Annotated in this window: 23 protein-coding genes and 1 pseudogene; 13 read left to right on the top strand and 11 right to left on the bottom strand. The window is 56.1% G+C overall.

Going from position 1 to position 25,470, the window contains the following annotated elements:
- Positions 1-509: 509 nt before the first annotated feature.
- Positions 510-1,091 carry a hypothetical protein gene (locus tag RN02_RS17380; RefSeq protein ID WP_126152502.1) on the top strand — a complete coding sequence of 194 codons (582 nt, stop codon included), beginning with the start codon at positions 510-512 and terminating at the stop codon, positions 1,089-1,091.
- A gap of 343 nt (positions 1,092-1,434) precedes the next feature.
- Here the strand turns inward: RN02_RS17380 and RN02_RS17375 are convergent.
- Positions 1,435-2,086 (bottom strand): annotated as a pseudogene (locus RN02_RS17375) (EAL domain-containing protein).
- Between the two features lie 246 nt (positions 2,087-2,332).
- Between RN02_RS17375 and RN02_RS17370 the strand changes: the two are divergent.
- Together RN02_RS17370 and RN02_RS17360 are read left to right on the top strand one after the other, a co-directional pair.
- A complete protein-coding gene (locus RN02_RS17370; RefSeq protein ID WP_021018421.1) occupies positions 2,333-5,023 on the top strand; it encodes a PD-(D/E)XK nuclease family protein in 2,691 nt (896 codons plus the stop codon).
- A gap of 682 nt (positions 5,024-5,705) precedes the next feature.
- Positions 5,706-9,050, top strand: a complete 3,345-nt coding sequence (locus RN02_RS17360; RefSeq protein ID WP_071537076.1) for a UvrD-helicase domain-containing protein — start codon at positions 5,706-5,708, stop codon at positions 9,048-9,050.
- A 9-nt stretch (positions 9,051-9,059) separates the two neighbouring features.
- On the opposite strand, the gene RN02_RS17355 is transcribed toward RN02_RS17360, so the two are convergent.
- From RN02_RS17355 to RN02_RS17330, 6 genes are all read right to left on the bottom strand, one after another.
- Positions 9,060-9,584, bottom strand: a complete 525-nt coding sequence (locus tag RN02_RS17355) for a hypothetical protein (RefSeq protein WP_010792537.1) — start codon at positions 9,582-9,584, stop codon at positions 9,060-9,062.
- Positions 9,581-9,802, bottom strand: a complete 222-nt coding sequence (locus RN02_RS17350) for a hypothetical protein (RefSeq protein WP_010792536.1) — start codon at positions 9,800-9,802, stop codon at positions 9,581-9,583. The genes RN02_RS17355 and RN02_RS17350 overlap by 4 nt, the downstream gene beginning before the upstream one ends.
- Complete coding sequence (locus RN02_RS17345) at positions 9,792-10,502, bottom strand: Crp/Fnr family transcriptional regulator (protein ID WP_010792535.1); 711 nt, start codon at positions 10,500-10,502, stop codon at positions 9,792-9,794. The genes RN02_RS17350 and RN02_RS17345 overlap by 11 nt, the downstream gene beginning before the upstream one ends.
- Positions 10,472-10,915 (bottom strand): hypothetical protein, encoded by a 444-nt coding sequence (locus RN02_RS17340; RefSeq protein ID WP_010792534.1) that lies wholly within the window; start codon positions 10,913-10,915, stop codon positions 10,472-10,474. Before RN02_RS17340 ends, RN02_RS17345 begins: the two co-directional genes overlap by 31 nt.
- Before the next feature lie 75 nt (positions 10,916-10,990).
- The gene (locus tag RN02_RS17335) at positions 10,991-11,254 is read right to left on the bottom strand and encodes a hypothetical protein (RefSeq protein ID WP_010792533.1); all 264 of its coding nucleotides are present in this window, start codon (positions 11,252-11,254) and stop codon (positions 10,991-10,993) included.
- Positions 11,251-12,285: a hypothetical protein gene (locus tag RN02_RS17330; RefSeq protein WP_010792532.1), complete on the bottom strand. Its 1,035-nt coding sequence runs from the start codon at positions 12,283-12,285 to the stop codon at positions 11,251-11,253. Before RN02_RS17330 ends, RN02_RS17335 begins: the two co-directional genes overlap by 4 nt.
- Before the next feature lie 124 nt (positions 12,286-12,409).
- On the opposite strand from RN02_RS17330, the gene RN02_RS17325 reads away from it, so the two are divergent.
- Positions 12,410-12,778 (top strand): PilZ domain-containing protein, encoded by a 369-nt coding sequence (locus RN02_RS17325; protein WP_010792531.1) that lies wholly within the window; start codon positions 12,410-12,412, stop codon positions 12,776-12,778.
- Positions 12,779-13,228: 450 nt separating this feature from the next.
- Here RN02_RS17325 and RN02_RS17320 read toward each other — a convergent pair whose 3' ends face one another.
- From RN02_RS17320 to RN02_RS32415, 3 genes are read right to left on the bottom strand one after another with little or no spacing between them, the layout of a single operon-like run.
- The gene (locus tag RN02_RS17320) at positions 13,229-14,362 is read right to left on the bottom strand and encodes a hypothetical protein (RefSeq protein ID WP_010792530.1); all 1,134 of its coding nucleotides are present in this window, start codon (positions 14,360-14,362) and stop codon (positions 13,229-13,231) included.
- Between the two features lie 3 nt (positions 14,363-14,365).
- Positions 14,366-14,911: a tetratricopeptide repeat protein gene (locus tag RN02_RS17315; RefSeq protein ID WP_170831727.1), complete on the bottom strand. Its 546-nt coding sequence runs from the start codon at positions 14,909-14,911 to the stop codon at positions 14,366-14,368.
- Positions 14,912-14,925: 14 nt separating this feature from the next.
- On the bottom strand, positions 14,926-15,897 hold the full coding sequence (locus RN02_RS32415; RefSeq protein WP_019486680.1) for a DNA replication terminus site-binding protein: 972 nt from the start codon (positions 15,895-15,897) through the stop codon (positions 14,926-14,928).
- 184 nt (positions 15,898-16,081) lie between these two features.
- On the opposite strand from RN02_RS32415, the gene RN02_RS32410 reads away from it, so the two are divergent.
- The 5 genes from RN02_RS32410 to RN02_RS17285 all read left to right on the top strand — a co-directional run bounded on the left by RN02_RS32410 (position 16,082) and on the right by RN02_RS17285 (position 20,511).
- A complete protein-coding gene (locus RN02_RS32410; RefSeq protein ID WP_010792527.1) occupies positions 16,082-16,408 on the top strand; it encodes a hypothetical protein in 327 nt (108 codons plus the stop codon).
- Between the two features lie 370 nt (positions 16,409-16,778).
- The gene (locus tag RN02_RS17300) at positions 16,779-18,431 is read left to right on the top strand and encodes a sel1 repeat family protein (protein WP_021018414.1); all 1,653 of its coding nucleotides are present in this window, start codon (positions 16,779-16,781) and stop codon (positions 18,429-18,431) included.
- A complete protein-coding gene (locus RN02_RS34725; RefSeq protein WP_038405147.1) occupies positions 18,418-19,041 on the top strand; it encodes a DUF922 domain-containing protein in 624 nt (207 codons plus the stop codon). Before RN02_RS17300 ends, RN02_RS34725 begins: the two co-directional genes overlap by 14 nt.
- 24 nt (positions 19,042-19,065) lie before the next feature.
- Positions 19,066-20,175, top strand: coding sequence for an endonuclease/exonuclease/phosphatase family protein (locus tag RN02_RS17290; protein WP_021018413.1), 1,110 nt, complete (start codon positions 19,066-19,068; stop codon positions 20,173-20,175).
- A gap of 129 nt (positions 20,176-20,304) precedes the next feature.
- Positions 20,305-20,511, top strand: a complete 207-nt coding sequence (locus tag RN02_RS17285) for a hypothetical protein (protein WP_010792520.1) — start codon at positions 20,305-20,307, stop codon at positions 20,509-20,511.
- A 44-nt stretch (positions 20,512-20,555) separates the two neighbouring features.
- Here RN02_RS17285 and RN02_RS17280 read toward each other — a convergent pair whose 3' ends face one another.
- Positions 20,556-21,182 carry a cyclic nucleotide-binding domain-containing protein gene (locus RN02_RS17280; RefSeq protein ID WP_010792519.1) on the bottom strand — a complete coding sequence of 209 codons (627 nt, stop codon included), beginning with the start codon at positions 21,180-21,182 and terminating at the stop codon, positions 20,556-20,558.
- A gap of 296 nt (positions 21,183-21,478) precedes the next feature.
- On the opposite strand from RN02_RS17280, the gene RN02_RS17275 reads away from it, so the two are divergent.
- From RN02_RS17275 to RN02_RS17255, 4 genes are all read left to right on the top strand, one after another.
- A complete protein-coding gene (locus tag RN02_RS17275) occupies positions 21,479-23,803 on the top strand; it encodes a hypothetical protein (RefSeq protein ID WP_042931616.1) in 2,325 nt (774 codons plus the stop codon).
- Between the two features lie 147 nt (positions 23,804-23,950).
- A complete protein-coding gene (locus RN02_RS17270) occupies positions 23,951-24,517 on the top strand; it encodes a M15 family metallopeptidase (protein ID WP_010792517.1) in 567 nt (188 codons plus the stop codon).
- A gap of 210 nt (positions 24,518-24,727) precedes the next feature.
- Positions 24,728-25,018: a ParB/RepB/Spo0J family partition protein gene (locus RN02_RS17260; RefSeq protein ID WP_177331064.1), complete on the top strand. Its 291-nt coding sequence runs from the start codon at positions 24,728-24,730 to the stop codon at positions 25,016-25,018.
- 73 nt (positions 25,019-25,091) lie between these two features.
- A complete protein-coding gene (locus RN02_RS17255) occupies positions 25,092-25,406 on the top strand; it encodes a hypothetical protein (protein ID WP_010792516.1) in 315 nt (104 codons plus the stop codon).
- The last annotated feature ends 64 nt before the right edge of the window (positions 25,407-25,470 follow it).

The following is a 25,470-nucleotide window of genomic DNA, read 5'->3' as shown; positions in this document are numbered from 1 at the left end:
CAAGTACACCAAAGAAACGCGGCGCTATGGGAGGTGGTTGGGTCGTGCTGTCAATCTTCACACCAGTGGCAATTCTCATGCTGGTAGCCTCGCAATTCCCATCTATGATCGATCGCAGAATCCAAGTGAAGAAATCTCAGGAGCGATTGGCGCAAGAAGCGATGCCCCCTGCCTTAAGCACAATAGAAGTCGTTTTGTCGGACGGAAATCGGCAACAAAAACGCAGGGAAGACGAAGGAGTTAGAGTTAAATGAACAATCAAAACGAAGCACCTAGCAAAGGAAGGATCAGCTTTTTGAGCTTTGTGATACAGAATATATATTCTCTGCTGTGCTACAGCATGCTATTAGGCGGCTTTGGCGTATTGCTTCGCGCACATATAATGCACAGCGAATGGCTGTACTCCCTAGGGTATATTGGACTACCAGCTGGGGTTGCGTGCTACTTTCTGGCAGTAAGATTTCTCCACCGCAACATACGGCCTTTTGTTTACGTAATGGCAGTGCTACTTGTTTGTGCAAGCATTAGCTTTGTTGCAGGGGCATTTAATGGTAACTAAATCATTGAACACAGCTTCTTCCGGAACCGAATTCATAGTTCAGCTGTTGGAACGCTCGGCAGGTGTAAAGGTTGAAGGGGGCCTGAGGCAGACCTTGATTTCAATACTCCAGGATCTGCCCGAAGGAGCGAATGTGCGCGATCTGCAAAATGCAGTTCTTGGCATCGAGACTGAGCAGGTCAAGCCCTTGCTTGACGCGCTCGATCAGATGGCCAACGCCCCGTTGCGCTCCCAAGATGAGTATTGGCAATTGTTCAAAGCTGGCGAACTAATCCAGCTGGATGCTGGCGAGCCCCGCGTCCTGAATCTTGCATCATCCTTCCACAGCGACGCGGACAGCATTTTGGGGGTATTCGAGGCAGCAAGCGGTACAAAGCTCAGTGATTCCCAACTCCGAGCAGCGAAAACCGCTGGCCTTGAGTTAGCTGCGGGTGGTGAACCTACAGTGCGCTCATTGGTCGAGCGCTGGGCGCTGGTCGAGGGGCTGGAGGATTTCGCTGCAGCAGTCAAAGCAGCAATGATGCCGGCCTGAAGTGGATCAGCACCCAAAAAGCAAAGATTTGATCAAGGCTCAAAACTGAACAGGAGCAACAACATGAGAAAAACTGCATATCACCTGGGAGTATTCGCATTCGGAATGCTTTCCGTAGGACAGATGGTTCCTGTTCTGCTAGGTGATGAGTCTTTAGGTAACTGGCAATTCGCGGGACTCACCTTGACTGTACTCTTGACCATTGCCTGTTCTTACAAAGCCTCCGCTTCCAAAGACGTGGTTGAGAGCTGAAAGTAAGCCAGATCGGCTATCCCCGGTCTGCCTTCCAGGACCGAGAGGGACGGGCTCGGCCGGTTAGGTAAACTCCTAAAGTACGGGATGTTCAACCGAAAAGGTATTCTGGAAGTGCCGGGCGGCCAAAGTAGAAGCCTTGGCAAAATTCGATCTCCAGAGCCCTGGCAATTTCAAGCTCAGCTGCGTCCTCGATCCCCTCGAGCACCACACGTTTCCCTGCCGCCCTGCAGTCACGCACAAGCTTCTCTACCTCACCCCGGACTGCAGGGCTCTCAGCGATGTCTCGTGTGGTCCGACGTGACAGCTTGCAACCGGTCACAGCGCGGTTCATCAAGAGTTGCCTCTTCGCGAATCCATCCCTCATGTCATCCAGCATCACAGGCATCGCCTTGAGGTTGAGACGCTCCAAACCTTTAACGATTTTGCAGGCATCTCCATCAGCGGATTCAGTGATCTCGAACGTCATTCGGGATGTGACTCCGTGTCTCCGATATTGCGTGCTCAATGAATCGGATATCGCTGACGGAGATCTGCGAGGCGTTCACCCAGAGGTGCACATTCGGAAACGCTCCAGCGATCCGAGCCGCTTGAGAGACCACCCACCTATCAAGGTCGACAATCGAGCCATCAGCCTCCGCGCTTGCAATCAAGCGCGCGGGGGCAGCTAACTGGGTCCCTTCGACCACACGGAGCAAACACTCATAGGCAATGGCTGAGGGATGGCGGCTGCCAAGGTGCATGACTGGTTGGACAACCAGAGCGAGTTCCAGGCCAGGCCCTGCACAAGCTCCTACAGCAATACTTCGGGGACGGCTGATCATCATGGAAGGGGAATCGCTTCGGCTCTTTCCCCAATAGTGGAAATCGACTGCCCCAAATCCGGTGGTCGGGTGTGAAAATCTGCATGCGAAACTGGTTCGCCCGACGGGTGGTGGCACAGCAGACGGACGTTAATCTGGCTCCATCTACTGTGGAGACCAGAACAGATGAAATTCCTGAAAGAGTTGAGCGACCTGAACGAAGGCACCCTGGTGCTGACATCTACCGAGCGGGTTGCCCGCCATCTGAGGCTACAGTCGGCATTGCTGCAGTCCATGTCCGGCAAAAAAGCCTGGTTTAACAAAGGGCGAATTCAAACCGTCACGTCGTGGATCGAAAATGCGTGGCTCGAACTGATGCCGGCAGAGCAACTACTGTATCCGGTACAGGAACTGGCAGTGGTGAAGGGCCTCGCAGATAGCTCCGGCCTGATGCCAGCAACGCTGATTTCCTCTACTGCGACCTCTCGCCGTATTGGTAGCGCGTACTCCGAAGCCCTCAAATACCAGATCCCGATGGATCAAGAACGGTTCCGGTTCAAGCGCGAGCTGGAAGTCTTCTGGCAACTGCAAGAAATGCTTCGTCGGGAGTGTTCCTCCCAGGGCGTAGTCTTCCGAGCTCAGCTCCCAGGCTTGCTGCTGAAAGCGGTTCAAGAAGGTCTGGTTGAGCTTCCAAGCAAAATTGTCATTGTCGGTATCCTCGACATGAACCCTGCAGAGAAAGTGCTCTTCCAGGCAATTGCTGCTCGTGGTGTCGAAGTGGAAGAAGTGGACGTCGCCGGTGACCGCTCTACACCTCAGCTGATCCGTGCAACGAACCAGGGTGATGAGTTCACGCTCGTTGCAGAATGGGTGAATAATCACCTCTCACCTTACGTTGACACTCCGCTCGCGGCGCCCCAACTTGCGATCCTGGTACCCGATATTCGGAATTTCCAAGCCCCGCTGATTGAGGCACTTTCGCTGCACTGCAGCCCGGCAACGCTGATTCCAGGCGAGTCCGATGCTGATATGCGGACTCCATGGGATATCTCCAGTGGCGCGACCTTGGGCAGTCGCCCTCTGGTCCGTGCCGCTATGGACCTTCTGTCCATCACTCCTCAAGAGGCGGACTCCGAGGCCTTCAGTCGTGTTCTGCGCTCGCCGTGGATCGGCGGTGAAACTTCTGAAGGCCGCGCGCGTGCATTGCTGGATATCTGGCTGCGCGACAACATGGGCCTTTCCATGGGTGGAGAGGACTTCCTGCGAGCAATCGGCGTATACAAAGGTGATGCAGTCCCTGACTTCAGGGAACGCTTCGCAGGCTATCTTGCTGCCCATCTCAACGGAGCGGCGAAGCGTTATCCGTCGGAATGGGCGGAGCAGTTCAGCCAGGCGCTGGTAGGGATGGGCTGGCCGGGAGGCAAAGAACTCGACTCGGCCAACTTCCAGACAATGAAGGCCTGGGACGAGGCACTGACCCTGTTCCGCACCCTCGACACACAGCTTGGTCGTGTGGAATATCCTCGGGCGTACATGTGGCTGCGGGAAATCATCGATACCCGTCAGTTCCAACCGCGTATCTCGCACGTGGCCCCGGTTTCGATCCTGGGGTATGAGGATGCAATCGGCTTGCACTTCGACGCAGTGTGGGTACTGGGGGCATCGAGTACCGTGTTGCCCGCCCGAGTGGAGCCTTCCCCCTTCCTACCGCTGGAGCTCCAGGTGGCGGCTGGGATTCCAGGCGCCTCCAGTGAGGGCGCCTTGGCTCGGGCAGAGAAGGTGGTCGCAGCACTGCTGAGCACGAGTGCTGATGTAACAGTTTCCTGCCCCGGTCATAACGACAAAGGCGCCTCGGTTTCCTGTAGCGAACTGTTCGGTTCCTGGCCAGCAGCAGCTCCTTCCGTACATTCTCATGGGCTGTTTGTCGACCAACTGTTGGGTATCCTCGATCGCAGCCAAGTGGTCCCTGAAACGGTCGCCCCCGTATCCGCGGATGAGCTCGCCTGGATCAAAGGCGGGGTGAGAATCTTCAAGGACTATGCAGAAGCGCCCTTCCTGTCCTTCGCTCGAAATCGACTGCGCGCCGAAATGTTCCCGGAGCCTGTCATCGGTCTCGACCCACGCATTCAGGGAACCATGGTGCACCTGGTCCTCGAACTGTTCTGGACTGACGTTCGGACCTCGAAAGCGTTGAAGGCCATGAGTCACGGCCAACTGTTTGACAAGATCCGCGACACGGTTTCGAAAGCATCGGAGCAGTTGCTGAACAAACTGGTCTGGCGCTACGGAAAGCGTGTTATCGCGCTTGAGCGACTGCGGCTGGAATCGCTGATAAATGACTGGCTCTATCTGGAGTCGAAGCGCACACACGACTTCGAGGTCCTCGGCTTCGAGGAGCCACATGACATTGCAGTTGGACTGGTCAACATTACCGTCAAGGTCGACCGGCGCGACCGCATTTTTCTGACCGAGGATGAATCTGAGTTCAGGGACGTGGTGATTGACTACAAGTCTGGAGCTTCGATGAGGATGACCAGCCTGAACGCTGACACTCTTACGGAGCCTCAACTGCCCATCTACGCGACCAAGATTGATTTCCAACAGAATGGCGGAAAGCGAATCGACGGTATCGCGCTGGCACAGGTCAACAGCAAGAGCCTGGGGTTCCATACCCGATCCAATTTCACGGGTGAGCTGGCACCAAGGACCGGCAAGCATAGTGGCGTGGATACCGAGGGCGCTTGGGATGGCCAGTGCGAGGCGTGGACGAATGCGTTGGACAAAATGAGTCAGGGCTTCACCGACGGGGAGGCCTGGCTGCAGAATGGCGCACCGCTTCCCATGGGATACGAGTATCTCGGTATCCTCACCCGTTGATCCCGTCCCCTGGCCCATAGGGCCAGGGGAACCTCCTTTGAGAACCAAATCGTGGAACAAACCTCACCACCAGAAATGCTCTGTCAGTTTGCGGAAAGGGCTCTTTCCTTTCTTCGCAACATTGGCCTTTCAGTGGAAGTCGTCCCTGGGGCTGCCGGGTTTATTGATCACGTCAGGATCAAGGATGGCGGCCTCCAGGTAGATCCGCGCTGCCCTGCATCAGGGCTCCTACATGAGGCTGGGCACCTGGCAGTGGTCCCAAAACGCTACCGGCACTGGATGTCTGGGAACCTCTACGCAAGCTTCAACCGAATGCTCAAAGATCCTGAGTTTCTGGCGCAGGAGCCGGACAGCCCTCTCTACCGTGCAGTGATCCAGGCTACTGACCCTGAGGTTACGGCCTGGGCCTGGGCGGCAGGACGATTCCTGGAATTCCCGCCAGAGGTAATAATCCAGGACGACGAGTACGACGGTTCAGGTCGAAACATCAGGATTCTGTTACAGGCCAACTCCTACATAGGCATCAACGGCCTTTCCCATGGTGGCTTCTGTGTACGGCGAAAGACTCCGTATAGAGCGCTACCGCAGTATCCTGAGGTGGCTTTCTGGCTTCAGCCGTAAGGGGTGGTGGCACACAAAGCGGCCGTTAATCTGGTTCCATCAATCGAACGGAGCCGCACTGATGACCGCTTTCCAATCCCTACCTGCCATCCCTCACCTTGAGCCGATCTTTGCAGCCATAGCAGCTGCTAATCCTCATGACGGCCAAGCCCGGGCGGACTCCATTGACCCCCGTCGCTCGCTGGCACTCCTCGCCCCCGCAGGATCAGGAAAAACCACTCAGCTTCTCTTCCGCATGCTGGCCTGCCTCACGGTAGTAGAGCGCCCGGAAGAGATTCTGGCTATTACGTTCACTACCAAGGCCGCCGGCGAGATTCTGGAGCGCGTGACCAGTGCCCTGGCCCTGGCTGCCACAGGAGTGGAACCGGTCCAAGCTCACGAGAAGCCGCTGTATCAGCTCGGCCGCCTGGTTCTCGAACGTGATCGGCTGCTGGGTTGGAACCTGATCTTGAACCCGTCTCGCCTGCGCATCATGACGTTCGATGCCTTCTGCGCCTACCTGGCCGGCAAAACACCGATCATGAGTGGACTGGGTGGCGGTAAAACCGTCGAGGACCCTGCGTTGATCTACCGCAGCGCGATTCTTGACACCCTTGGCAGCGTGAACTCGGATGATATCCCTGAAGAGCTCCGTGACGCGCTGGAAGCAGTGCTCACCTTCGCCCGCAACCGTTTCGAACTGCTGGTGCCGATGTTCTCGGCGCTGCTCTCCAAGCGCGATCAGTGGGCCGGCGAGATCATGACCCTGGACCTCCCAGGCATGGAGCTGGCGATCGCTGAAATGGTTGCCAAGCATGCCGCCGAGGCAATCACGGTACTGGGCGGTTCTCCGTTGACCCAGGCGATGGACATCCTGCAGCACGCTTCCGGGGTATACGATGGCTTCGGGTGGGCAGCCCAGCGTCCCGCTTTGGCCATCAACCAGACCTCCCTGGACTATCTGCGCGGCTTTGCCGGGTTTGCTCTTACAAGCGAAAACACTCTTCGCAAGTCCGTAAACGTGAAGAATGGCTTCCCCGCAGGCGAGCCGCTCACCAAGGACATGAACGCCCTGCTCAAGGGGCTGAAGGACGATCCAAAGGTGGAGCTCTACAGCGAAGCCTTGGTCACGCTCAAGACTCTTCCAGACCTGCAGTACCCTCAGGGCAGCGCCGCGATGTGCCAGCACTTCACAGTGATTCTGCGCTACCTGCTCGCGAACCTAACCCTCACCTTCGATGGCACCGCCACGATCGACTTCCAGGAAGTAGCTCAGCGCGCAATCCAGTCCTTGGGCCTCGGTGACGAAGTCGGCGACGCTCTGTTGGACGAGGACCGTATCAACCACCTGATGGTGGACGAGTTTCAGGATACTTCGCCCTCTCAGTTCGAGCTCCTGCAGCGCCTGGTCGCACACTGGGAAGACGATGACTCGCGATCGGTATTTTTCTGTGGTGATGGTTTCCAATCCATCTACCTGTTCCGAGCAGCAACCGTGGAGCTGTTCATCAACATGGTGATGAGCAAGGTGTTCGGTCCGAAGTCTCTGGAGATTCACCGCCTCACTGTCAATTTCCGCTCTGCGCCGGGTGTGGTGGAGTGGAATAACCGAGCCTACGGAAAAGTGTTCGCCAAGTCGGACTTTCCTTTCGTGCCGTCGATTCCGTTTCGAACCGTGGACGGGGGCGTGCATATTCGGCCCATCACCACTGGCCCCATTGGTGAAGCTCAGGAGGTGGTGAATATCATCAAGGAGGCCCTGGCCAAGAACCCGGAGCAGACCATTGCTATCCTGGTACGTGGGCGGTCTCACCTGAAGCACATCCTGCCAGCCCTGAAGGAAGCGGGAATTCCTACAGCTGGCCAGAATATCGATCCAATTGCCGAATCCGCCCCAGTGTCTGAAGTAATCGCGTTGATCCGCGCCCTCTGGCACGCAGCTGATCGTACCTCGTGGTTGGCAATGCTCCGTTCGGCGTTCGTAGGCCTATCATGGGACGATTGCCGGATCATTGCTCAGGGCGGCAAGGTGATCCGTGGTGCCCTGAATGATGATCAGCTGATTGCCACTCTGAGCCCAGATGGCCAAGTGCGTGTTGAACGCCTGAACAAGGTAATGGAGCGTATCGAACGCTCCGCGCGCGGCACTGAGTTGGTTTGGGCCGCTAAAGCCGCCTGGGTTGCCCTGGGCGGCCCTGCTACCGTTGATTCCGTCGAAATGGCTGATGTGGAGACCGTCTTCCGCGTGCTCGCTCAGCACACGAGCAACGGGGCCCTGCAGGACCCGCAAGCGTTCTTCCGTGCCCTGGATAACCTCTATGCATCACCCAAAGCAGGGGTTGTCCAGGTCATGACAATCCACAACGCCAAGGGCCTCGAATACGATAGCGTCATCCTGCCAGGCCTTAATCGAACCGGTGCAACCGACGACACACCGCTGTTCTACTGGCGCAACCTGGCCGGCACCTTTGCCCTGGCCCCGAATGTTGGTGACCAAGACGAATCCTCTCCAGAGAGCCGGCTTTTCAAGTTCATCGGTCGACAAGTCAAGAAGGACATCTTGGATGAGGTGTCGCGCCTGGCGTACGTGGGTACTACCCGCGCCAAATGCGATTGCTACCTGCTGGCGGCTGTCGACAAATTCGACGAGGACAAGCCGATCCGAGTAGCTTCCGGTTCGCTGCTGAGCTGCCTCTGGCCTGAGCTTGAGGAGGACTTCTACGAGGCTGAACCGGGTGTACCCATTACCGCTGACGTGTCAGTAGAGGTTCCCTCGAAGGCGCGACTGAGCGCATCGTTCACCGTCGAACTACCGCGCGGCATCTTCATCCCTGCGGCGAGTAACGATCAGATCCCGACCGAGAACGAACTGGCAGACGAGTTGAGGGAAGAGGAGGGTAATGACTACCGAGCGAAGACTATCGGGGTTGTTTATCACCGAGTCGTCGAGTTGATTTCCAAAGAAGGGATCGAGGCCTGGAGCATCGAGCGGTTGCAAACCAAGAAACAGGCGATCGCCGCACTTCTGCGTCGTGAAGGTTATCCCGCCGCTGAAGTCCCTGCTGGTGTTGCGCGAATCCACCACCTGGTGGAGCGGACTATCAGCAGCACCCATGGTCGGTGGATTCTCAAAAAGCGGGAGAGTGGTGGCCAAGAAGTCCAGGTCAGCTCCTACCGAAACTCCCGGTGGGTGCATCGATACCTGGACCGTCCCTTCGTTGATGATGGGGTGTACTGGATCATTGACTGGAAAACACCGGACTGCCCGGAAGGAATGCCTGTTGAGCAGTTCCTCAGCCGGGAAGTGAATCGCTATGCGCCCAAAATGCGGGAATACAAGCAGGCGGTCCAGGATGCCGGTGTCACCCTGCCAGTGAAGCTGGCGCTCTTCCTGCCGGCAGTAGACCGCCTGGTTGAGGTGGCCTGAGACCTGAGGTCAGAAGCGCTCCAGTTTGAATGGTAGCGAGAACCGGAATCTGGAAAGGAGAGGGCGCGAATTAAGCGCCTTCTTCTTTTTCATCGAGGCAAGAACCTCAACTCGGAGTTGAATCAGGTTGGAGAACAACTCGGGGTGGTGCTCGATCTCCAGAATCTTGTCGTTGAAAGCGAGGATTCCAAGCACATTGTTGGAGGTGAATTCGGCCCGGGCGATACCGATGTAGAGCACGATCTGAAAATACTCCCTCGGCCGGACACGCCTGGCCCATCGCCGACTCTTGAACTCGCCGACGATGATCCTACCGCTACGCTTATGGCGGAAGATTGCGTCAGGCTCCCCACCGACACCACGCCAGCGAATTCTCTTCCTTGCATGCCCTTTCCCAAGATCGGAGCTGATTAACTCGTAAGCTGCCGGATCAAGACCGAAAGCCCGGAAAATATCGTCCTTGGATTTTCCCTTGACGGCGAGGTAGAGGAAAAATGCGGCTAACAGTACAGCAATGACTACGATCAGGTTCATTGAGGTAGAACCTCGAAGTAGATCAGAGCAGCGATGAGCAGGCCGGCACCTATGAGGAAGGCGAGTTTGCTCGGTGCCTTGCCGATAGTCTCATGAGCGCGATTACCGTAGCGGGTAGCTTTTGCGTTGTAGGCTTTACCGCCAGCCCTGATGTAATCGTCCGGTGACTCAGCGTATGCAGCGATTTTGCTTACCGCAATATTGGCTTCAGTCGGCATTGAGGCCCTCCTTGCCATGTGCAAAGAAGAAACGTTTGTAGCCGCTGAAGACAACCAGTCCCTTTTCCTGGAACAGGTGGAAGGCACGAGAAGCTGAGCGGCGTTCCACGCCCGCGAGGCGGCGGATTTCTTCCCTCGTGGCCTTCACCTCTACACCACCCGGCCGGTGCGCGACATCGGGGTGGGAAGCCAGATTCACGACTACACGCCAGATCTTGTCCTGGTCCTTCATTTGCACCGTCGATGCAGCGGTTGCGTGCTTGGTCAGAAGGTTCAGCTCGGCCGCCATCAGCACGACCTCACTGTTCTTCATGTCGTTCATGAAGGCGTTGAACTTGTCCTTCGATACTTTCAGGAGCGAAGCGCTCCCTCGGACCACATAGGTGAATTTCAGGTCGGTATGTCGGGAAGGAACGATGATGTCGCCGCGCCGCAGTGTGTCAATGAATAGCGGTTTCAAGTTCGGGTCCGGCGGGACGGTCGAAACAACCATCGTCCCGTTGAGGAGGATGTAGAAGTCACCGTGATTTGCGTCGATTTCAATGCCGGCTGGGTGGTCGACCACTCGGCCGTATTGGTGCGCCATCATTAACCAGCTAGCCCAGCTACCCGCGGTCAGCGAGGAACTCTTGAACCAGCTGGGTTCTGGCGTGGAGAGTACCGACACAGTCACTTGTCGCTTGGCTGTGCTGTTTGGCATTTGGCAGGGTCCTTCAGTTCGTATTGCGCTTGGTACGTCTCTATCCGCAGGTTCACCCCTGATGGAACGGGTAAGGCGATCAGAGACGCTACAGCGATGGACGTGGGGTTCATCACCAGAAGGACATTTCTGAGTCGCTTCGCTTCAGGAATGCGGAGCCCCTTCTGGCCCTTACTCACCATTTCTCGAAGGAAGACATAGCGCCGGCGCTCAGTTTTCAGCGCCAGGGGTCCCCTGACCTGTACGCCCTCAATGGAGAGGAGGGCATTCTTGATCAGAGTTGCAGCTTGTCGAACGGTCTGGATGTGCAAGCCGTCGATAACGACGTAGAAGCTGTCGGCGCGAAATTGGCTTCGCTTCGCTCGGGGCGAGGCCAGGTCCCAAGCAACATGGGTTTTTGCTTCCACAAGCATTCAACGAGCCCCTCGAGGCAGTCAGTTTCCCTAATAGTGGAAACTGACTGCCCCTATTTCAGGGTTTCGTGAAAATTATTGTTGGTAGGTCAGCGCCTTGCGCGCGTGGTAGACGGCTTTTTCAAACGAGCGTTGGCTTCCACGGATGCGCAGCACATCCAGTACCCGCGGGTTCCGCCTGACCTGGATGCTTTTGGGCCCCGCCAGCATCCCCAACACCAGGTCATAGCTATCGAGTAGAGCTCGATCATCCAGTTCGAGCACAGTGGTGAGGGTTTTCTTGTGCCGGTCGAGCGCCGCTTCGATCGCAGCCTTTTTCCAGGACTCCAACAGCTTCACTGGTGATTCTCCATTGCTCTGAATTGCTTGCCGTACTTTATCCGGTACACCCGGGCCTGGTGCATGAAAACCACCCACAGTCCGCCGAAAAACCAGACCAGCGCAAAAGGCGTGGCGAAAGAGAGTAAGGCTGAGCTGATCACATTGTGGGCCTCTGTTGGGTATTCGTCGTCGACGACAACGCGGTACAGCTCGTGATTCTTGTACAGCGTAACCAGCACTTTCTGGTTGGCATCAACTCCTCGGAAAACCTCTACGTCACCTCGGTCAACCACACTCAGCCAGCCGGTCAGACTCGTTGTTGCATTGCCCACCGACTGCAGCACTTGGGTGATGGACTCAGTCGAAACGTGTTTGGCGATCGAGGTGACCGGAACCGCATCACCCACCCACTCGAAACAGGTGATGGGGAGATGATCGCACTGAAAGCGGAAACGGCCTTCGTAGGTAGCGGTGAGTTCCTTCTGGTAAGTCAACCGTTCGTTCAGCAAGTGCTGCTGGATGTAGTAGGGGAAGATGAAATGAATCCACCCCTGAAAGGTGACGAAAACGCAGATGAAAAAGGTGATGTGGATACGAAAGAAGGACTTGAATCCCCCTAATACAAACCTGACCAACAATGATCCGAACACGAGAGCCATCATGAACACGTCTCCGCGCTGGCGCTCGCTGGAAGAAATCTCATGCCCAAATAGAAGGCAGATCTGTTGCCACAGCTTGTTCCAAAGGTTGAACTCCTCTTGGCAGATCGCAAGCACGAAAATGATCAGCAGCCAAGTCAAGTCGACAGTCCTGCGGAAATGACAGTAGATCCCACACCACAACGCCGTGAAGAAGATGAAAACCCCAAAGTCTTCCAGCACCTGATTCAGCGTCAGATCACGCCAGCTCCCATCACTGGGAATCGAGTTCAGCGCCGAAACAAAAGCAAACACGACCAGGAATAGTGGGGCATGGAGCTGCCAAGGGATGATGTGAGAGCGGGTAGACCAGGTCCTGGGCCAAGTGAGGAAAGAGGAAATCGCGGGCATAGCTTTTGGCTCGAAACGTTGGAAGCCATTGATACTATGGAGTTCCTGTACAGCTACCAGCCAAATTGCCCTCGGGATTTTCGGTCGCTGATGCACCCAAGAAGTACGAAATGAGGACGTTTGAATGACGGCAGCCAATCGTCGTTATACGCGGTACGCGATTCCAGAGAACTCGCTGCAAAAGCAACAGATCAAGACCAGGGGGGTGCTCGGTTTCCTTGCGGGGTGGGGAGATTGCCGGGTGCGCGACATCTCCTACGCCGGCGCGCTGGTTCTGACGGACAAGAAAATCGGGATCGGTGATCAGGTGCTGTTGCGCCTGACCGAAAAGGATGGCGGGGTGATGGATTTCGAAGGCACCGTTGCCAACTGCTCTAAGGACCCGATCACCCACCAGTTCCGAGTTGGGGTAGCTCTAAGTGAGCCCGAGGCGGACCGTCGCGAAAAAGGTTTCCTGCTGCAGCTGCAGGATCGGTACCGACCAGTGGCCTAGAAGAATAAAATGCCCGACTCATGGAGTCGGGCATTTATAAGTCGGGGAAACGCGCGCACCACAGACGATGTTGAGGGGGGGGGTGTCTTAGGATAGGGACCTAATGCGTTTCCCCAAAAAGCAAAATTCAGTACCTCTGCCATGGCAGAAGGGACAAGGCGTGGCGTTAAGCGACACAATTGCCCCTGCGCCCACATTTTCACCGAAGCGGAAGCCTGTGAGAAGGCCAATAGCCTTCATTTCAGAATCAATTTAGCAGAAATTGAGGTTCTGTCTCAGACTGAGCATTCGAGATCAACAGATGGCATCGGACGCAACCGACTAAACACACCATTTCGTAGGCGATTCACTATGCCCGGGCATGACCTACGACCGTCGTGGCCTGAAAAAGTTCCATGAGCCGAGTTTCGCATGCGAAACTGAAAACGCCCTCAGGGAGGGCGTTAGGGGCTAAGCTCGGGCTGGACTGCCGAAGATTCGCTTGAGAAGCGGGGCCCGCTTCTCCTCTTCGGGAATCAGCGGGATAGCCCCATAGCGCGCCCCGGATGCAGCCGAGTAGTAGAGGAACTGCATTCTGTCCCCTTTGAGCCCTACGTAAGGCGCCGCCTGGACGATAGCCCGGTTCATCTCAGCATTCGCAGTCTGAGCCATTTGCAGATCGAACCCGAAGATCAGTCGGGTTTCGAAATGGTCCCACTGCGATGCCTTGAGGACCGGGGCCATGAGCACAACGTTGATGCCCTGGCTGCTTGCTAAACGCAGGCCTGCCTGGAAGCTCGCTGAATCCTCATCGATATTCAAGCCGTCCAGGATAATAGAGCGGCCGGCCGGTGAATTCTTCGTCAACGCTGCGACATGAGGCGCAATGATCGCTTCAAGCGAATACCGTTCTGCAGGAACGATCGAGACAGTGAGACAGGCATCCTTTGCACGAGAGCCGAGTATCAGCGAACTCAGGTCTTCAGATGCAGCGTGTCGCATCACCAGATGGTTGCGGCTGTAGTGATTGATGTAGCTGTCACCGTCCACCCGATCTCGAACGATGATCACCTGCAGCCCATTCAGCTTGTTCAGGATCGCCTCTTGATCGATGTAGCGGCTGGCCAACTTGGCATCGGGTTGGGCTACCAAGGTATGCCCACGATATCCCCGACCCATGATCACCTGAGAGTTCGCCATGTAGCCGTAACGGTTCTTGAACTTCAGAAGAGTTTCGGGCTTGTCATCGTTTGGATCGATCGGATCGTTCTTCACATACGTCACCAGGGCGTCGAAGTTGCCAAAGTTGTACATGGTTGCCACCAAGTTCTTCGGCGGGATCTGCTGGTGAACGGGCTCAGGGCCAGGCAGGGTGAGGTTCAAGACCATGCGCATGAACTCGACCATTTGTTGAGGTCGTTCAAGCTGAAGAATCTCCGCGGGAGTGCGAATCGCCTGGAGCCCAGGGATTTCTGGACCGAAGGTGTCAGAGGTGCTGCTGTAACTCTCGCGTCCATAGGCCCGGGCAACTATGGCTTCAGCCTGGGACAACGACAGGCCGAAGGCCAGTTGGTCGACAAGGCGTTTGCACTGAATTTGGTACATGAATCAGGAGTCCAAAAGCGTAGAGAGTGGTTGGTTGCGCTCGACAAAGCTGAGATAGGCTTCGTGCAGCTTCATATCGGAATGGTCAGTAATCGCGCCTGCTAGCAGGCGGTATGCCCTGCGGAGATCAGGAACGATGTCAGCTGTACCGTTCTCCAGGAGCTTTACCAGCTCGAGGATCGCCGTCACGTATCCCGCAGTGGCAGCACGTTCGATGAGATTGAGACCGAGCATGGGGTCCGCATCGGGTCGTTTACGAAGAAGGTTCTGCATGCCGAATGAGTAGAGGGCGACCTTCGAGGGGGGATTGGTCACACACGCCAATCTGAGCCAGTGATCGCTCTTGACCTGATCGACTTCCACGCCAATCCCTTGATTCAAGCACCGGGCAACCTGGAACATCGCATCGCTGCTTCCCTCCTCGGCAAGCTCCAGCAAGTCGCGGTACGCATTCCCTCGGCAGCGATCATCATTGGATGAGAGATCTCTGGTGAGGCTGGCAAGCCGCAGGAGGGTTTCTCGGCTCTTGGTGTCTACTGCACGGCTCAAATTCGTGTTCCCTATCATTCTTGCGCTGCTCGCTTGTTGCGCCCACGGCTACGTGATTCAAACGCCCCAAAAGCCCTGTGCTTCACGTCGTACTGGTGAACGTTCATTCCCGGTACGCGAGGCTCTGGTTCCAAAAGCGCTCGGATCGAGCGCTTCTTTTTTTCTTCCATTGGGCAGTAGTTCTTTAAAGGCTTTATGAGCGGCCGGGCACAGGAAACGTCATAAACGAACGGCACCGGTGCAGAGCAGATGTACGGCTCAATGTCTCCATCGGTCACCCTTGCCCGTATATGGGGAGTACCTAGTCGATGAACCGCTACCTGTTCATCAAGAGGCAATTCCTCAAGCTGTTCAAGCGAAAGCAGCACGCTGCTTTCCACCGAGCCTTGAACTACCTCGTCGCGAGATGGCCGGTGGCCAAAGGTGGCATGAAGCTCGTCTTCACAGACCTTGATCAGGTCTCGCACCAACCATCGCTTCGTTATCGAGCCCGTATCCCAGTAGAAGCGAATCAGCTGGGGGTCATGCAGAATCGGGGTTACCCGCATAGCCTGCAGGCTGGATATGCCGTAGTGATCTTTCGCTTTCCAGATCCGCTTCCGCTCAGCAGGCTTGGCCTTTTCGATCAGGTCGAACAGATGCATTCGAAGCCTATTGGTTTCGCGGATTCGATCCAAAGCCAATGCGGGCAGACCTATGGCACCAGGAGAGCGAAGAGTTTCCTTGGCACTTTGCCCCTCACCCAGCCAAATGGTTGTCAGGGTTTCAATGGCAAGGGAAATGCCCGTCTCGCCATCTGGCGTGGCGATTTCGATCCCAGCATTCTTGTCAACCGTAGGAGACTTCCTGAGAGGCACCTGGAAAAGGGCGTCGATCCGGATATGTGCTTTCGATTTCTCCAGCAAGAAGGCCAGTTCCTTGAGTGACTTGTCCAGGGTTGGTATCAGCTCCCTGCATTCTTCTTCGATGGTCCGGGGGAAGCTCATTCGCATACACCGTTTAGTTTGATATCGACACTTTAACGGCCGAGAAAGGGAAGTGAAGGCATCGTGGCTATCTCCGTAGTGTTAAAGCTTGCGGGAACCAGGTGGGAAATGGAGGACCAAGCGTTATTTTGAGGGGAATGAAGAAATCCATCATCCAGCAGGCACTAGAGCTAGGAATACGTCCATGCGAAAGCTGATCCTCCACCTGAAAGGGGAGTATTTCGATGAAATCAAGACTGGCCGCAAGCCCAAGGAATACAGACTGGTCACCCCATACTGGGAAAAGCGGCTGGTAGGGCGCTCCTACGACTGTATCGAGCTGGCGCGGGGATATCCTAAACGGGGTGATACCGAAAACCGGCTGACACTGCCTTGGAAAGGGTTCCAAAGGGAAACAATCATCCACCGCCACTTTGGCCCGCATCGTGTGGAAGTGTTTGCGATCAACGTAGCTGTCGAGCCGAAAGACAGGAATCCTGGGGCTGCTGGCCCGCTTCATAACGAGGGATAGTTGATCAATCGGCACGCCACGGAGACAGGGAATGGCAAAGAGGAATACGTTCAAGACCTTGAAAGACGGGGTGTACTTGGCGCGGTGTTGCGAGTCGAGCCTTTTGGCTACAGCTTCGAACGGGCATTCCATCATCTGGCCAGAGGCCAGAATGGTCATCAAAGGGGATACGGCTTATTTCTATCACGAGGCCAAGAAGGTCTGGTCTTGCAACATGACTTACGCGGCGAACAACTTCGACGTTCGAGCCCTGGCCGAGTAAGGATTAGGCATCGCTGTCCCCCGGGGGGATCTCCGCACGGTCCTTTCAGTTGGAACCTTCACCGAAGTCGTTACCATGCTCTCCATTCGATGAATGGAGCTCTCCTCGGTGGTTCTTCAAAAAGCGTTGCAGTCCAGTAAGAACCTGGGCGACCTCACCCAAGCATGGATACGAGAGATAACCGCCCGCACTAAGGCTGAAAACGTGGTTTCCACGGTGAAGCTTACTGTCGGAGATACCGCCTCTCTCGTAGCTCCTGCCGCTCTGGTGGCGGAAGTTATTCTGAAGACCGGGCTTGCGGATGAGAAAACGCCTTTGCGTGTTCTTCTCGTTGGACGTGACCCCATGATTCGACTGGACCATTCGGTCTGGGCGAGCCTTGCCGGCGAGATGCTCGGGCGCCCCGGAGAGGTCGAAATCTTCCTAACCCAGGCTGAGCAAGCCATTACCAGTATGTATCCCGTGGCTCAGGCCCTGCGGCTCCCGCACTGCGGCGTAATGCTCAATGAGGAAATCCTTGCTGCGGATCGACCGGAGATTGATCTGGCGATCTGGGTACACCCCGCCGCAGAAGTCGATTCTCCCGATGAGCAGAACTATCTCCAAATCGCAGTGCATCTTCAGAAGAAAGCAGTGCCCGTCGCTGCCTGCGTGTTCAATGAGACTGACCTTCATGGGCAGAACATTATCTTGAGCAGCTCAGGCCTCCGTCTCGTCCCGCTCGGGGAGGGTCTGAGGAGAGGGAGCAAAGCGATCAACCGCTTTGGCATTTCAAGCCGAAACGTGGGGCTGGAAGGAGGGTGGGGAGCAGTTCTCTGTCACCTGACTGATTCCGAGGTGCGGCGCGCTGACAACGAGGTTGCCCTGGTCAAGGCAGCTCTGTCGCTACTTCGTCTTGAGGGCGGTATTGCCAGTTCATGGGCGCTCGGCCAGCGAATCAACGGTGTGGCCTTTAACCGGATCATCCCCATAGGGCTCCTCGGCAATATGGCGGTTGAGCCAACAACTGGTCATCTGCTGGCGCATGATGACGAATCCAATCGTCTGGCTATTCTCGGCCACCTCTGGAACGAAAAGCGAAAAGCCATGCCTTCTGGAGGAGAAGAACTTCTCATCTGGGCGGCAGGGGTGAAGCTCTCATTCGGCCAGGCGCTCCCGAAAGAAACTGAAAAGCGTAAATCTGCCATATCTGCTCTTGAGCACGCCTTCGACCAGGGTGCTTTGGATGCAGGGATTGCGTTGGCACGAGGATACGAAGCAACGGGGCATGAGGAGAGCCGAGAAAAAGCTCTTCAGCTGTATCGACGTATCGATACCGCGCATCCCTTGAGTGCATATGCTCTTGCTCACGGTGCGGTGTCCTCCGGGGAACAAGCTACGGCCTTGCGTTGCTTTGGCGCGGCCGCCGAAGCCGGTTATCCGCTGGCAATGTCGGACCTTGCCGTGTTCGTCCAGCAGATGAACATCCAAGAGATCGACCCCTGGGCCTTGCTTGCTCAAGCTGCACAGCTTGGCGATCCGGACGCAAATGTGTATCTGGCCGAACGGGAATTGAAGGCAGAAAGGCTACAGCCCTCTCTCGAATACCTCCGTCAGGCATGGCAGATCGGTCACAAGGAAGCACTCAATTTCGCGTTCAACCTGGCGACCTTCATGCAAGGGCAGAAGCTGGGAAACCGCCACAAGCTAAAACAGGAACTCCGGGACATCGAGAACCAGGCCAAGAAGGTGGGTGTCACCCTCACCTATGGCGGAGTTTGATAGCTTCCGCAGGGCGCCCTCAGCCATGCTTCTGGTAATGGCGGTGGGCCTAGCCCCTGCAACCGTACTGGCTGACCCCACCGGCGAACCCGTGGTCAACTTTAAAGTCGAGCACTACTGGGTGACGGGGAGGAGTGTCCAGGAAATCCAGGCGTCCATCAGTGAGAACGCCCCGACCAGGAATGGTGACACTTTCTTCGCTGGGGCTACGGTTTGGAACTTGGATTCTAGCTATGACTACGTCCCGCTCGCCAGCGGTGGGTGCGCGATCTCCAACCCCCGTGTCACCGTCAATATCACGATTTCCCTACCCGCATTACGGGACGATGTTCCGCGTTCGCCGGGCGTAACTCGAGAGTGGAACAGGTTCTACATCGCGCTTCGCGCTCACGAGTTACTTCATGCCGCAAATGGAAAGCGTACTGCCCAGACACTCCTTTCACGGTTGAGCGGAGTACGCACGGAACTGCCGTGCGAAAGGTTAAGCGTTGTCGTGAGCAAGGCCGGACAGGCGCTCATCAAGAAACTCGGGGAGTATGACTCCCATCTCGATCAGCAAACAAACCATGGCGCGACTCAGGGGGCACTCCTTGACCTCCGTGTACGTTGACGTCCCTACAGAAGGAGTAAACGGTTGAAAGGATTTTTCAGAGGCGCGCTTGTGGCCGCCGCGGTTCTGGCCAGTTCGCTGTCCTCGGCAGCTGATCTGACCCTCATGTCCTGGAACACCATGAGGTTGGGACAAGGTGGAGAAAAGAGCTTCCCGGCTCTCGCCGAGGTAGCAGGAAAGGCAGACCTGGTCGCCGTCCAAGAGGTCATGAACGAGGAGGGGCTTTCGAGATTGGAGGCCGAACTCGAGAAACGAACTGGGGAGCAGTGGTCGTCACTGGCCAGCCATGCGGTTGGCTCTCGCTCTTACAAAGAGCTGTACGGTTTCCTGATGCGAGACAGTGCGGTGGCCTATGAAGACGGAGCGGTGGTCTACATGGATCGCAAAGATCGATTCATTCGGGAGCCATTTTCTGCCCGATTCAAGTCGAAAAGAGACGGGGCCATTTTTGCCGTAGCCAGCATCCATGTGCTCTACGGGAAAGGCCCACAAGACCGTGAGCCGGAGATTCGTGAACTCGAGAGCTACTGGACCTGGCTGGAAAGCATCTATCCAGACACACCACTGATGCTGGTAGGTGATTTCAATACGCCTCCCAAAGATGAAGCATTCTCCGGACTATCGCAGCACGCAGCCCCCCTAATCACAAAGGGGGCAACGACGCTTTCCGCGCGCGATGGACTCTACTCCAGCTTGTACGACAATATTTGGATTTCCAGGAAGCTCCACCTGAAGCTGACAGCTGCAGGGATTATGGACTACCCCCGAATGATCGGTTGGAGCAATGAGAAAAGCCGAAAGCACGTGAGCGATCACGCACCTGTGTTCGTCACACTCGGCAACGCGAAGCTTCCCCAGGGAGTTGTGATGGTGCGACCGGATGCTGCTAGGAACCGAGTAGCGGGGGATGCAACGAAGCAGATATTCGCAGCCCAATCTCAGAAGGGATCTGCAACTATCGCCTCCAACGTCAGCGCTGGTGCCGGCGCTGTCCGAGGGAATGCAAATTCCCACATCTTCCACCTGCCTGGCTGCCCAAGCTACGACAAAGTGTCGCCTAAAAACCGAGTCGAGTTCAGCGGTCCCCAGGAAGCAGAAGCCGCAGGTTACCGGTTGGCTGGGAACTGCCGCTGATGCTGATGCCCTGAAGTTCGCGAGTGGGCATGGTGCCACAAGCGAATCCAAGGGATGGTAGCCAGGGACATCAAAATGACTTGGGCAGCGGAAGCTGCCCTTTTTTCCGGAGCGAACAGGAGCCAAAACATGCCCATGCTTGCCCCTTGGAGTGACCACGAGCAACCTGATGGAAGCATTCAGGTTCGCTTCAACGATCAGCACCGGTTTACCCTTAACTGGGTTCAGGAGCGGGGCCAGTGGGAATTGCGCCGGACTGGCCAAGATGAAGTGATCGAGACGGACCAATATCGCAATGATCTCTTCTCCGCCATCCAATCGGGCCGTATCACCTGAGCGGCGCATCGAAGGTAATCCTGCCCTGATCCACAGGTGTGGGCTTATGCATTCAGCACAGTGATATTGCGGCCTGAGCAGATGATCAGGCCCTGTTCCTCGAGCAGCTTCAGCACTCGCCCCGCCGTTTCACGAGAGCAGCTCGCCAACCGACCGAGATCCTGTCGGGTGATTGGAATGACAGTCCCCTCGCTGGCCTTTACTGCAAAGCTCGCATGCACCAGGTCTTGGATCACGCTCACGATGCGGCCGGTTATATCGAGGAAAGCAAGATCCCCCACTTTTCGAGTTGCCGCGCTCAGCCTCTCATTCAGCTGACTACAAACGTCCATCAGCATCTCAGGTGTAGTGAGGACCATCTGCTGGAAATCAGCACCGGACATGAAGGCGACTTGGCATTGTGAGCGGGCCTGTACGCTCACTAGATGGCCATCAACCACAACCGGGAAAGGCAGGTCACCAAAGTAGTCGCCTGGTTTGAGTAGTCCCAAAATCATCTCGCGACCATCGTTCTCGATCACCAATTGCGCACTGCCTTTGACCAAAAGGTGAGAACCCGCTTCGGGGTGGCCGGGTTGGAGGATATAGGACTTAGCCTTGAAGCTTCGAGACTGCGACTTCGACACAAAGAGTCGAGCATGGCTGTTCAGGGACGAGGGGGTGGACAACATGTCCGTCTCCGTTGGCTCAATCAGACACACACGATAGAGCCCTTCAATGGGAAGCGTTAGCCAAGTCGGTCCTCTGTAATTCCGGCCTCACATTCAGGATTTCACCAGGTCGGTTTGAGTGGAGTCCATCAAGTAGGAACGGCACCATTTTCTCGACCCGCCTATAAAGCGATTAGCACTACAGCTTCGAGGATGATCCCTTGCCGTCCCAGTATTCACACAACACAGACGATCTCACACCGGTCGACGCATTGCCCGGATGGAAAAAGACACTGGGTGGGGTACTGGCTCTTGGCATGGACCTGCTCAACGCTCGGCACGACTCCTCTTGGGATGAGGGCTATCGAGCAGGTGAAGCGTATGGCAGTGAACAGAAAGCCAAATCCCAAAGCCAATCCCAAGCGGAGAGCACTACCACCGGACCGCTTGAGATTCGCGACCTAAGAGAGCGTTCCATTACTGCTCCGCGAATTGACCAGGTACTCATAGATGACGACAGGCTGGTCGTTTCCACAGGCCTTTTGGAGACAATGCAGCGAGATGCTGCATCCCTCCTGCCGGCGGATCTGCAGCCGACACCCGGGCAGTGGAAAGCCATCGCTACCAGTTCACGAGCTCTGTTGGTGTCCGGCCAGGGCGGTACCGGGAAATCGTTCACCTTGGCGATGCGGGCGCTCTATCTGCACAAGTACCTGATGCAGCCACTTTCCTCGATCAGGGTTGTTGTGGATTGCAAAGAGGTGAAAGAGGAATTCGCTAAACGACTCCATTGGCTATTTCGGCGATGGAGCATCGAATGCTCGGAAGCAGATATTCAGGGATGCATCACTACTCCAGCAGCTGCAGCCCTGGAACTTGTGAACTCCCTTGTAGGTTGGGAGAACGTACGGCCATTTGAAGTGAGGGTAAATTCCGATGTCTTCGAAATCAGGCCATTCGACACCAGGCTGTCATCGGCCCAGACCTCTCTCCTTCGGACCACGCATAGCAAGCTCTATCGCAGTAATCCCCGATATGCCGAACTGGTTGTGGGGTTGTTTCGCCAGTCCATGCTCTTGGAGCCGTTGGAAGTTGATCACCCCGACGTGGTTAAGCGTGCAGCGATAGGGTGGAAGTTGAGCCAGCACGATCAAGACCTTTGCGAGAAAGTCGAGTCGTTATGGAAGGGAGCTGGTGCTTGGCCCTTGGACGGGATAAAGCCCGGCCGTCACAAGGTGGTGGTACGCGGCTGCGAATTCAGTCTTCATGGCTTCGTCCCGCGGCTAGATGCTTTTGTTCTGCTTGGTTTCGATCGCACCGAGGACCGTTATCTGACCCGTGGGCCGGGAATCAAGCTCGAGGTATACAAGGAGTGTGAGATCAAGAAAACCCTACTCCAGGCCTACCTCGACAAGCCCGTGATCCATCTTGACAGCTATCAGGACGCCAAGCAGATGGTTGCGACGCTAAAAGCCTTGTCCACTACTGCTCCCGACTTCGGATACAGACTCCGCGGCGAACCAGCACATGTTCCACTGGTGGAAGCGTTCTACCAAGTAGCAACGCTGGTGGAGAACCTCGGGATGGGTGTCCCCCAGGCAGTAGGCAAACTCAACTTCCTTCAGAACGATCCGGATGCGCTGTTCTTCGAAGGTCTTGGGCACTTCTGGTTGGGTTTTGAAGGCGACCTGCTCGCGAACGACCCGCCCCTAATGACAATCAATCGTCTCCTGGACCTTTTCTCTGAGCGGCACGGGGCGAACTTGAAGCGGCTTCCTGCGGCCGCGTTGAACCGATTCAGACATCTCCTGCTTGACGATGCACAGGATACGAGCGCCCCCACTGCAGACTTCCTACGGGGCATCCTTTCGGAGTTCAAACGTCGAGCGATCTCGCGCCGAGATTCCGATCTTCTGCCCTCAACATTCACTCTCGCCGGCGATCCCGTTCAGGCTTCATTCGCAACCCAGGGGAGCTCAAGCCAAGGGCTTCGCCATTTCGACACTGAATTCAGGGTTTCAAACCCTACGCGCGTAATCCTCCAGGATTGCTTCAGAGGGCACCAGCACCTCATCGATGCAGCGTTTAGCGTGGTGCGGAATCAGGTGGACGTCGGTAGGCAGTCAACTGCCCTAATCGCTCCAACCAAACAGCCACCTGTGGAAATTCATAGCTTCGACTCTCATGTCCTCAGCCGGCTACTGCAGGAGGCCGTAGAAGGAGGAGGTGATGTGTTGGTCTTGGTGGACTCAATTGCGTCGTACCAGATGGCAGAAACCGCAGTGGCCTACCTGGTGGGCCAGATCGATGGAGCAAGAGATAAGGGCAAGATCAAGATCCGACCTTTCCAACGTGCTCGGCCTGCGGTGGCAGAAACGGTCATCCTCGCGGGTAACTTCACCACTCGACCTCGATCCGACTTTCGCAATCAACTATTCAACCTGGCGGGGAGGTGGGCCGAAAGCGGAACGAACCACTACGACACGCTACTGGATCAAGAGAATCAACGTTTGGTGCACACAGGTATCACCAGGGCACGGACTCGTTGCTACTGGCTGGTCCCCTCTGTCGACTCCAGCGCCCCAGAATCCGCAGTTGGGGTGTCACCTGCTTTGAGCAACGTCATAGTCGACAAACGCTAAGCGAAAGCTATGTTTCAACTCAAAGGGGTAAGTTCCCCTTGAGCAGCTGGCGAGCTTCCGTCAGGTGGTCTCGGCAGTCCGCTGCGCGCAGTTTTAAGGCTATTTGCATCAGCGGCTTGCCAACCAGACCACAGAGGATGAACGCCGATGAAATACTCCGACCTTATCGATCTCCCCAAGCCTGGCACCTACAACATTGGGCTGGTCTCCGCGAAAAACTCGGACATGCTCAAATACTTCGGACATCCCGTCCTCGATGGGAAGTATGACTCCAAGGGGAAATGCATGAGCCCGAATGACCCAGAATTCCAGAAGAGGGTTGCCTCACGGAAGGTTGGGCCGTTTAGGGCAACAGGGCTTCTGCCGGCCTTGGATTCGTTGAAGTCCATCTTCGAGCGGGTGGAGCGGGAGGTGCCAGACCTATATCCCTTACTCAGGAACAACGGCATGCTTTGTTCTCGCTACACCAGGATCAAGGGAAAAATTGGTCCGGGGATCTCGAACCACTCGTGGGGAACAGCCCTGGACATGTTCATCGAAGGGGATACGGAGAAGCAGGGAGACAACAAGGTTCAGCGTGGGCTCCTGATCCTGGCCAACTACTTCAACGCGGCCGGCTGGTATTGGGGAGCTGCATTCCCTACAGAAGATGGGATGCATTTCGAGGTGTCCAGAGGCCTGCTCACCCAATGGAAAAAGGATGGACTGATCTGACTTTCAGTTGGGGCACCAGTCGTTAGAATCTTGGCCTATGACCCAGCGGGCCTCGCCGGAAGCGGTAAACGAGGCCTGCCTCTCAACCCTCATATGGGCCAAGTAATGCCTTCGAATCTTCCCGTTGTCGCAGTGAAACGTCACTGCAATCCGTTCAAGTCCGATGCTCCATGGGGTGTAACTGTTCGTCAAAAGGACGTTCGACAAGCCTTGATCGAGCGCCGACTTGTAGGCACTCCAGACTCTGATGATCATGCAGGGCGCATCGCTTTTCTCGTGGAGAACCCCGCCAAAGACCCGATCCTGATCGATGTCGGCTGTCCTTCTCTAGGTTATTGGGGGCCGAATTGGATGGTGACCGACGGGAACCATCGTTTAGCAGCGGCCATCTTCCGCGGTGACTCGACAATTCCAGCCCTTGTCGATGGGGAGCTTGAGCACGCCTTCGAGCTTTTCGGTGTGGACTGCGAGGAGCACTACCCAGCCCAGGCCACCTGCTAGTCAAATAGAGAACCGGAACCGCGAATTAATACGGCCGCGCGCCTGCACACCTGGTGGCCGAGAAGGAGACACCATGACCGACATCATTCCTTTCCCTTCCATGCCCAGGCTGCACAACAACAAGGTGCAGCAGAACCAGGCAGAGCGAAAGAAATTGGCGGATTGGTTCCGCGCGTTGGCCCAGCATATTGAAGGAAACGAAATTGAGCGTGAGCCTCTTGCTGCCACGGTAGTCCTGTCCAGTGCCGCTGGCGACGAAGTTTTAACCGTCGGCTATGACGGTAATCCGCAGGATTGCCGACGGCAGGCCGGATCTGCAGCGCATCGTTTCACCAACCTCGGCGGTTATACCCGCAGAGGTGGAAATTTCTTCGACCGGCTCAAATAGCTAGAGCAAAATCAGGCCATCAACCGAAACTCTCACGCCCTCTTCGACTGGAACAGTCCAGACC

This window comes from Pseudomonas sp. PI1 (assembly GCF_000812405.1).
Classification (GTDB): domain Bacteria; phylum Pseudomonadota; class Gammaproteobacteria; order Pseudomonadales; family Pseudomonadaceae; genus Pseudomonas; species Pseudomonas citronellolis.
This window is presented reverse-complemented; position numbering and strand designations above follow the sequence as displayed.

Bases quoted from the DNA above. Each gene is read 5' to 3' on its own strand.
- RN02_RS32410 (WP_010792527.1), top strand. From the start codon at position 16,082: ATGCGAAAGCTGATCCTCCACCTGAAAGGGGAGTATTTCGATGAAATC.
- RN02_RS17325 (WP_010792531.1), top strand. From the start codon at position 12,410: ATGACGGCAGCCAATCGTCGTTATACGCGGTACGCGATTCCAGAGAAC.
- RN02_RS17355 (WP_010792537.1), bottom strand. From the start codon at position 9,584: ATGAACCTGATCGTAGTCATTGCTGTACTGTTAGCCGCATTTTTCCTC.
- RN02_RS17360 (WP_071537076.1), top strand. From the start codon at position 5,706: ATGACCGCTTTCCAATCCCTACCTGCCATCCCTCACCTTGAGCCGATC.
- RN02_RS17370 (WP_021018421.1), top strand. From the start codon at position 2,333: ATGAAATTCCTGAAAGAGTTGAGCGACCTGAACGAAGGCACCCTGGTG.
- RN02_RS17340 (WP_010792534.1), bottom strand. From the start codon at position 10,915: ATGCTTGTGGAAGCAAAAACCCATGTTGCTTGGGACCTGGCCTCGCCC.
- RN02_RS17255 (WP_010792516.1), top strand. From the start codon at position 25,092: ATGACCGACATCATTCCTTTCCCTTCCATGCCCAGGCTGCACAACAAC.
- RN02_RS17320 (WP_010792530.1), bottom strand. From the start codon at position 14,362: ATGTACCAAATTCAGTGCAAACGCCTTGTCGACCAACTGGCCTTCGGC.
- RN02_RS17280 (WP_010792519.1), bottom strand. From the start codon at position 21,182: ATGTTGTCCACCCCCTCGTCCCTGAACAGCCATGCTCGACTCTTTGTG.
- RN02_RS34725 (WP_038405147.1), top strand. From the start codon at position 18,418: ATGGCGGAGTTTGATAGCTTCCGCAGGGCGCCCTCAGCCATGCTTCTG.
- RN02_RS17270 (WP_010792517.1), top strand. From the start codon at position 23,951: ATGAAATACTCCGACCTTATCGATCTCCCCAAGCCTGGCACCTACAAC.
- RN02_RS32415 (WP_019486680.1), bottom strand. From the start codon at position 15,897: ATGAGCTTCCCCCGGACCATCGAAGAAGAATGCAGGGAGCTGATACCA.
- RN02_RS17275 (WP_042931616.1), top strand. From the start codon at position 21,479: ATGGACCTGCTCAACGCTCGGCACGACTCCTCTTGGGATGAGGGCTAT.
- RN02_RS17350 (WP_010792536.1), bottom strand. From the start codon at position 9,802: ATGCCGACTGAAGCCAATATTGCGGTAAGCAAAATCGCTGCATACGCT.
- RN02_RS17345 (WP_010792535.1), bottom strand. From the start codon at position 10,502: ATGCCAAACAGCACAGCCAAGCGACAAGTGACTGTGTCGGTACTCTCC.
- RN02_RS17330 (WP_010792532.1), bottom strand. From the start codon at position 12,285: ATGCCCGCGATTTCCTCTTTCCTCACTTGGCCCAGGACCTGGTCTACC.
- RN02_RS17285 (WP_010792520.1), top strand. From the start codon at position 20,305: ATGCCCATGCTTGCCCCTTGGAGTGACCACGAGCAACCTGATGGAAGC.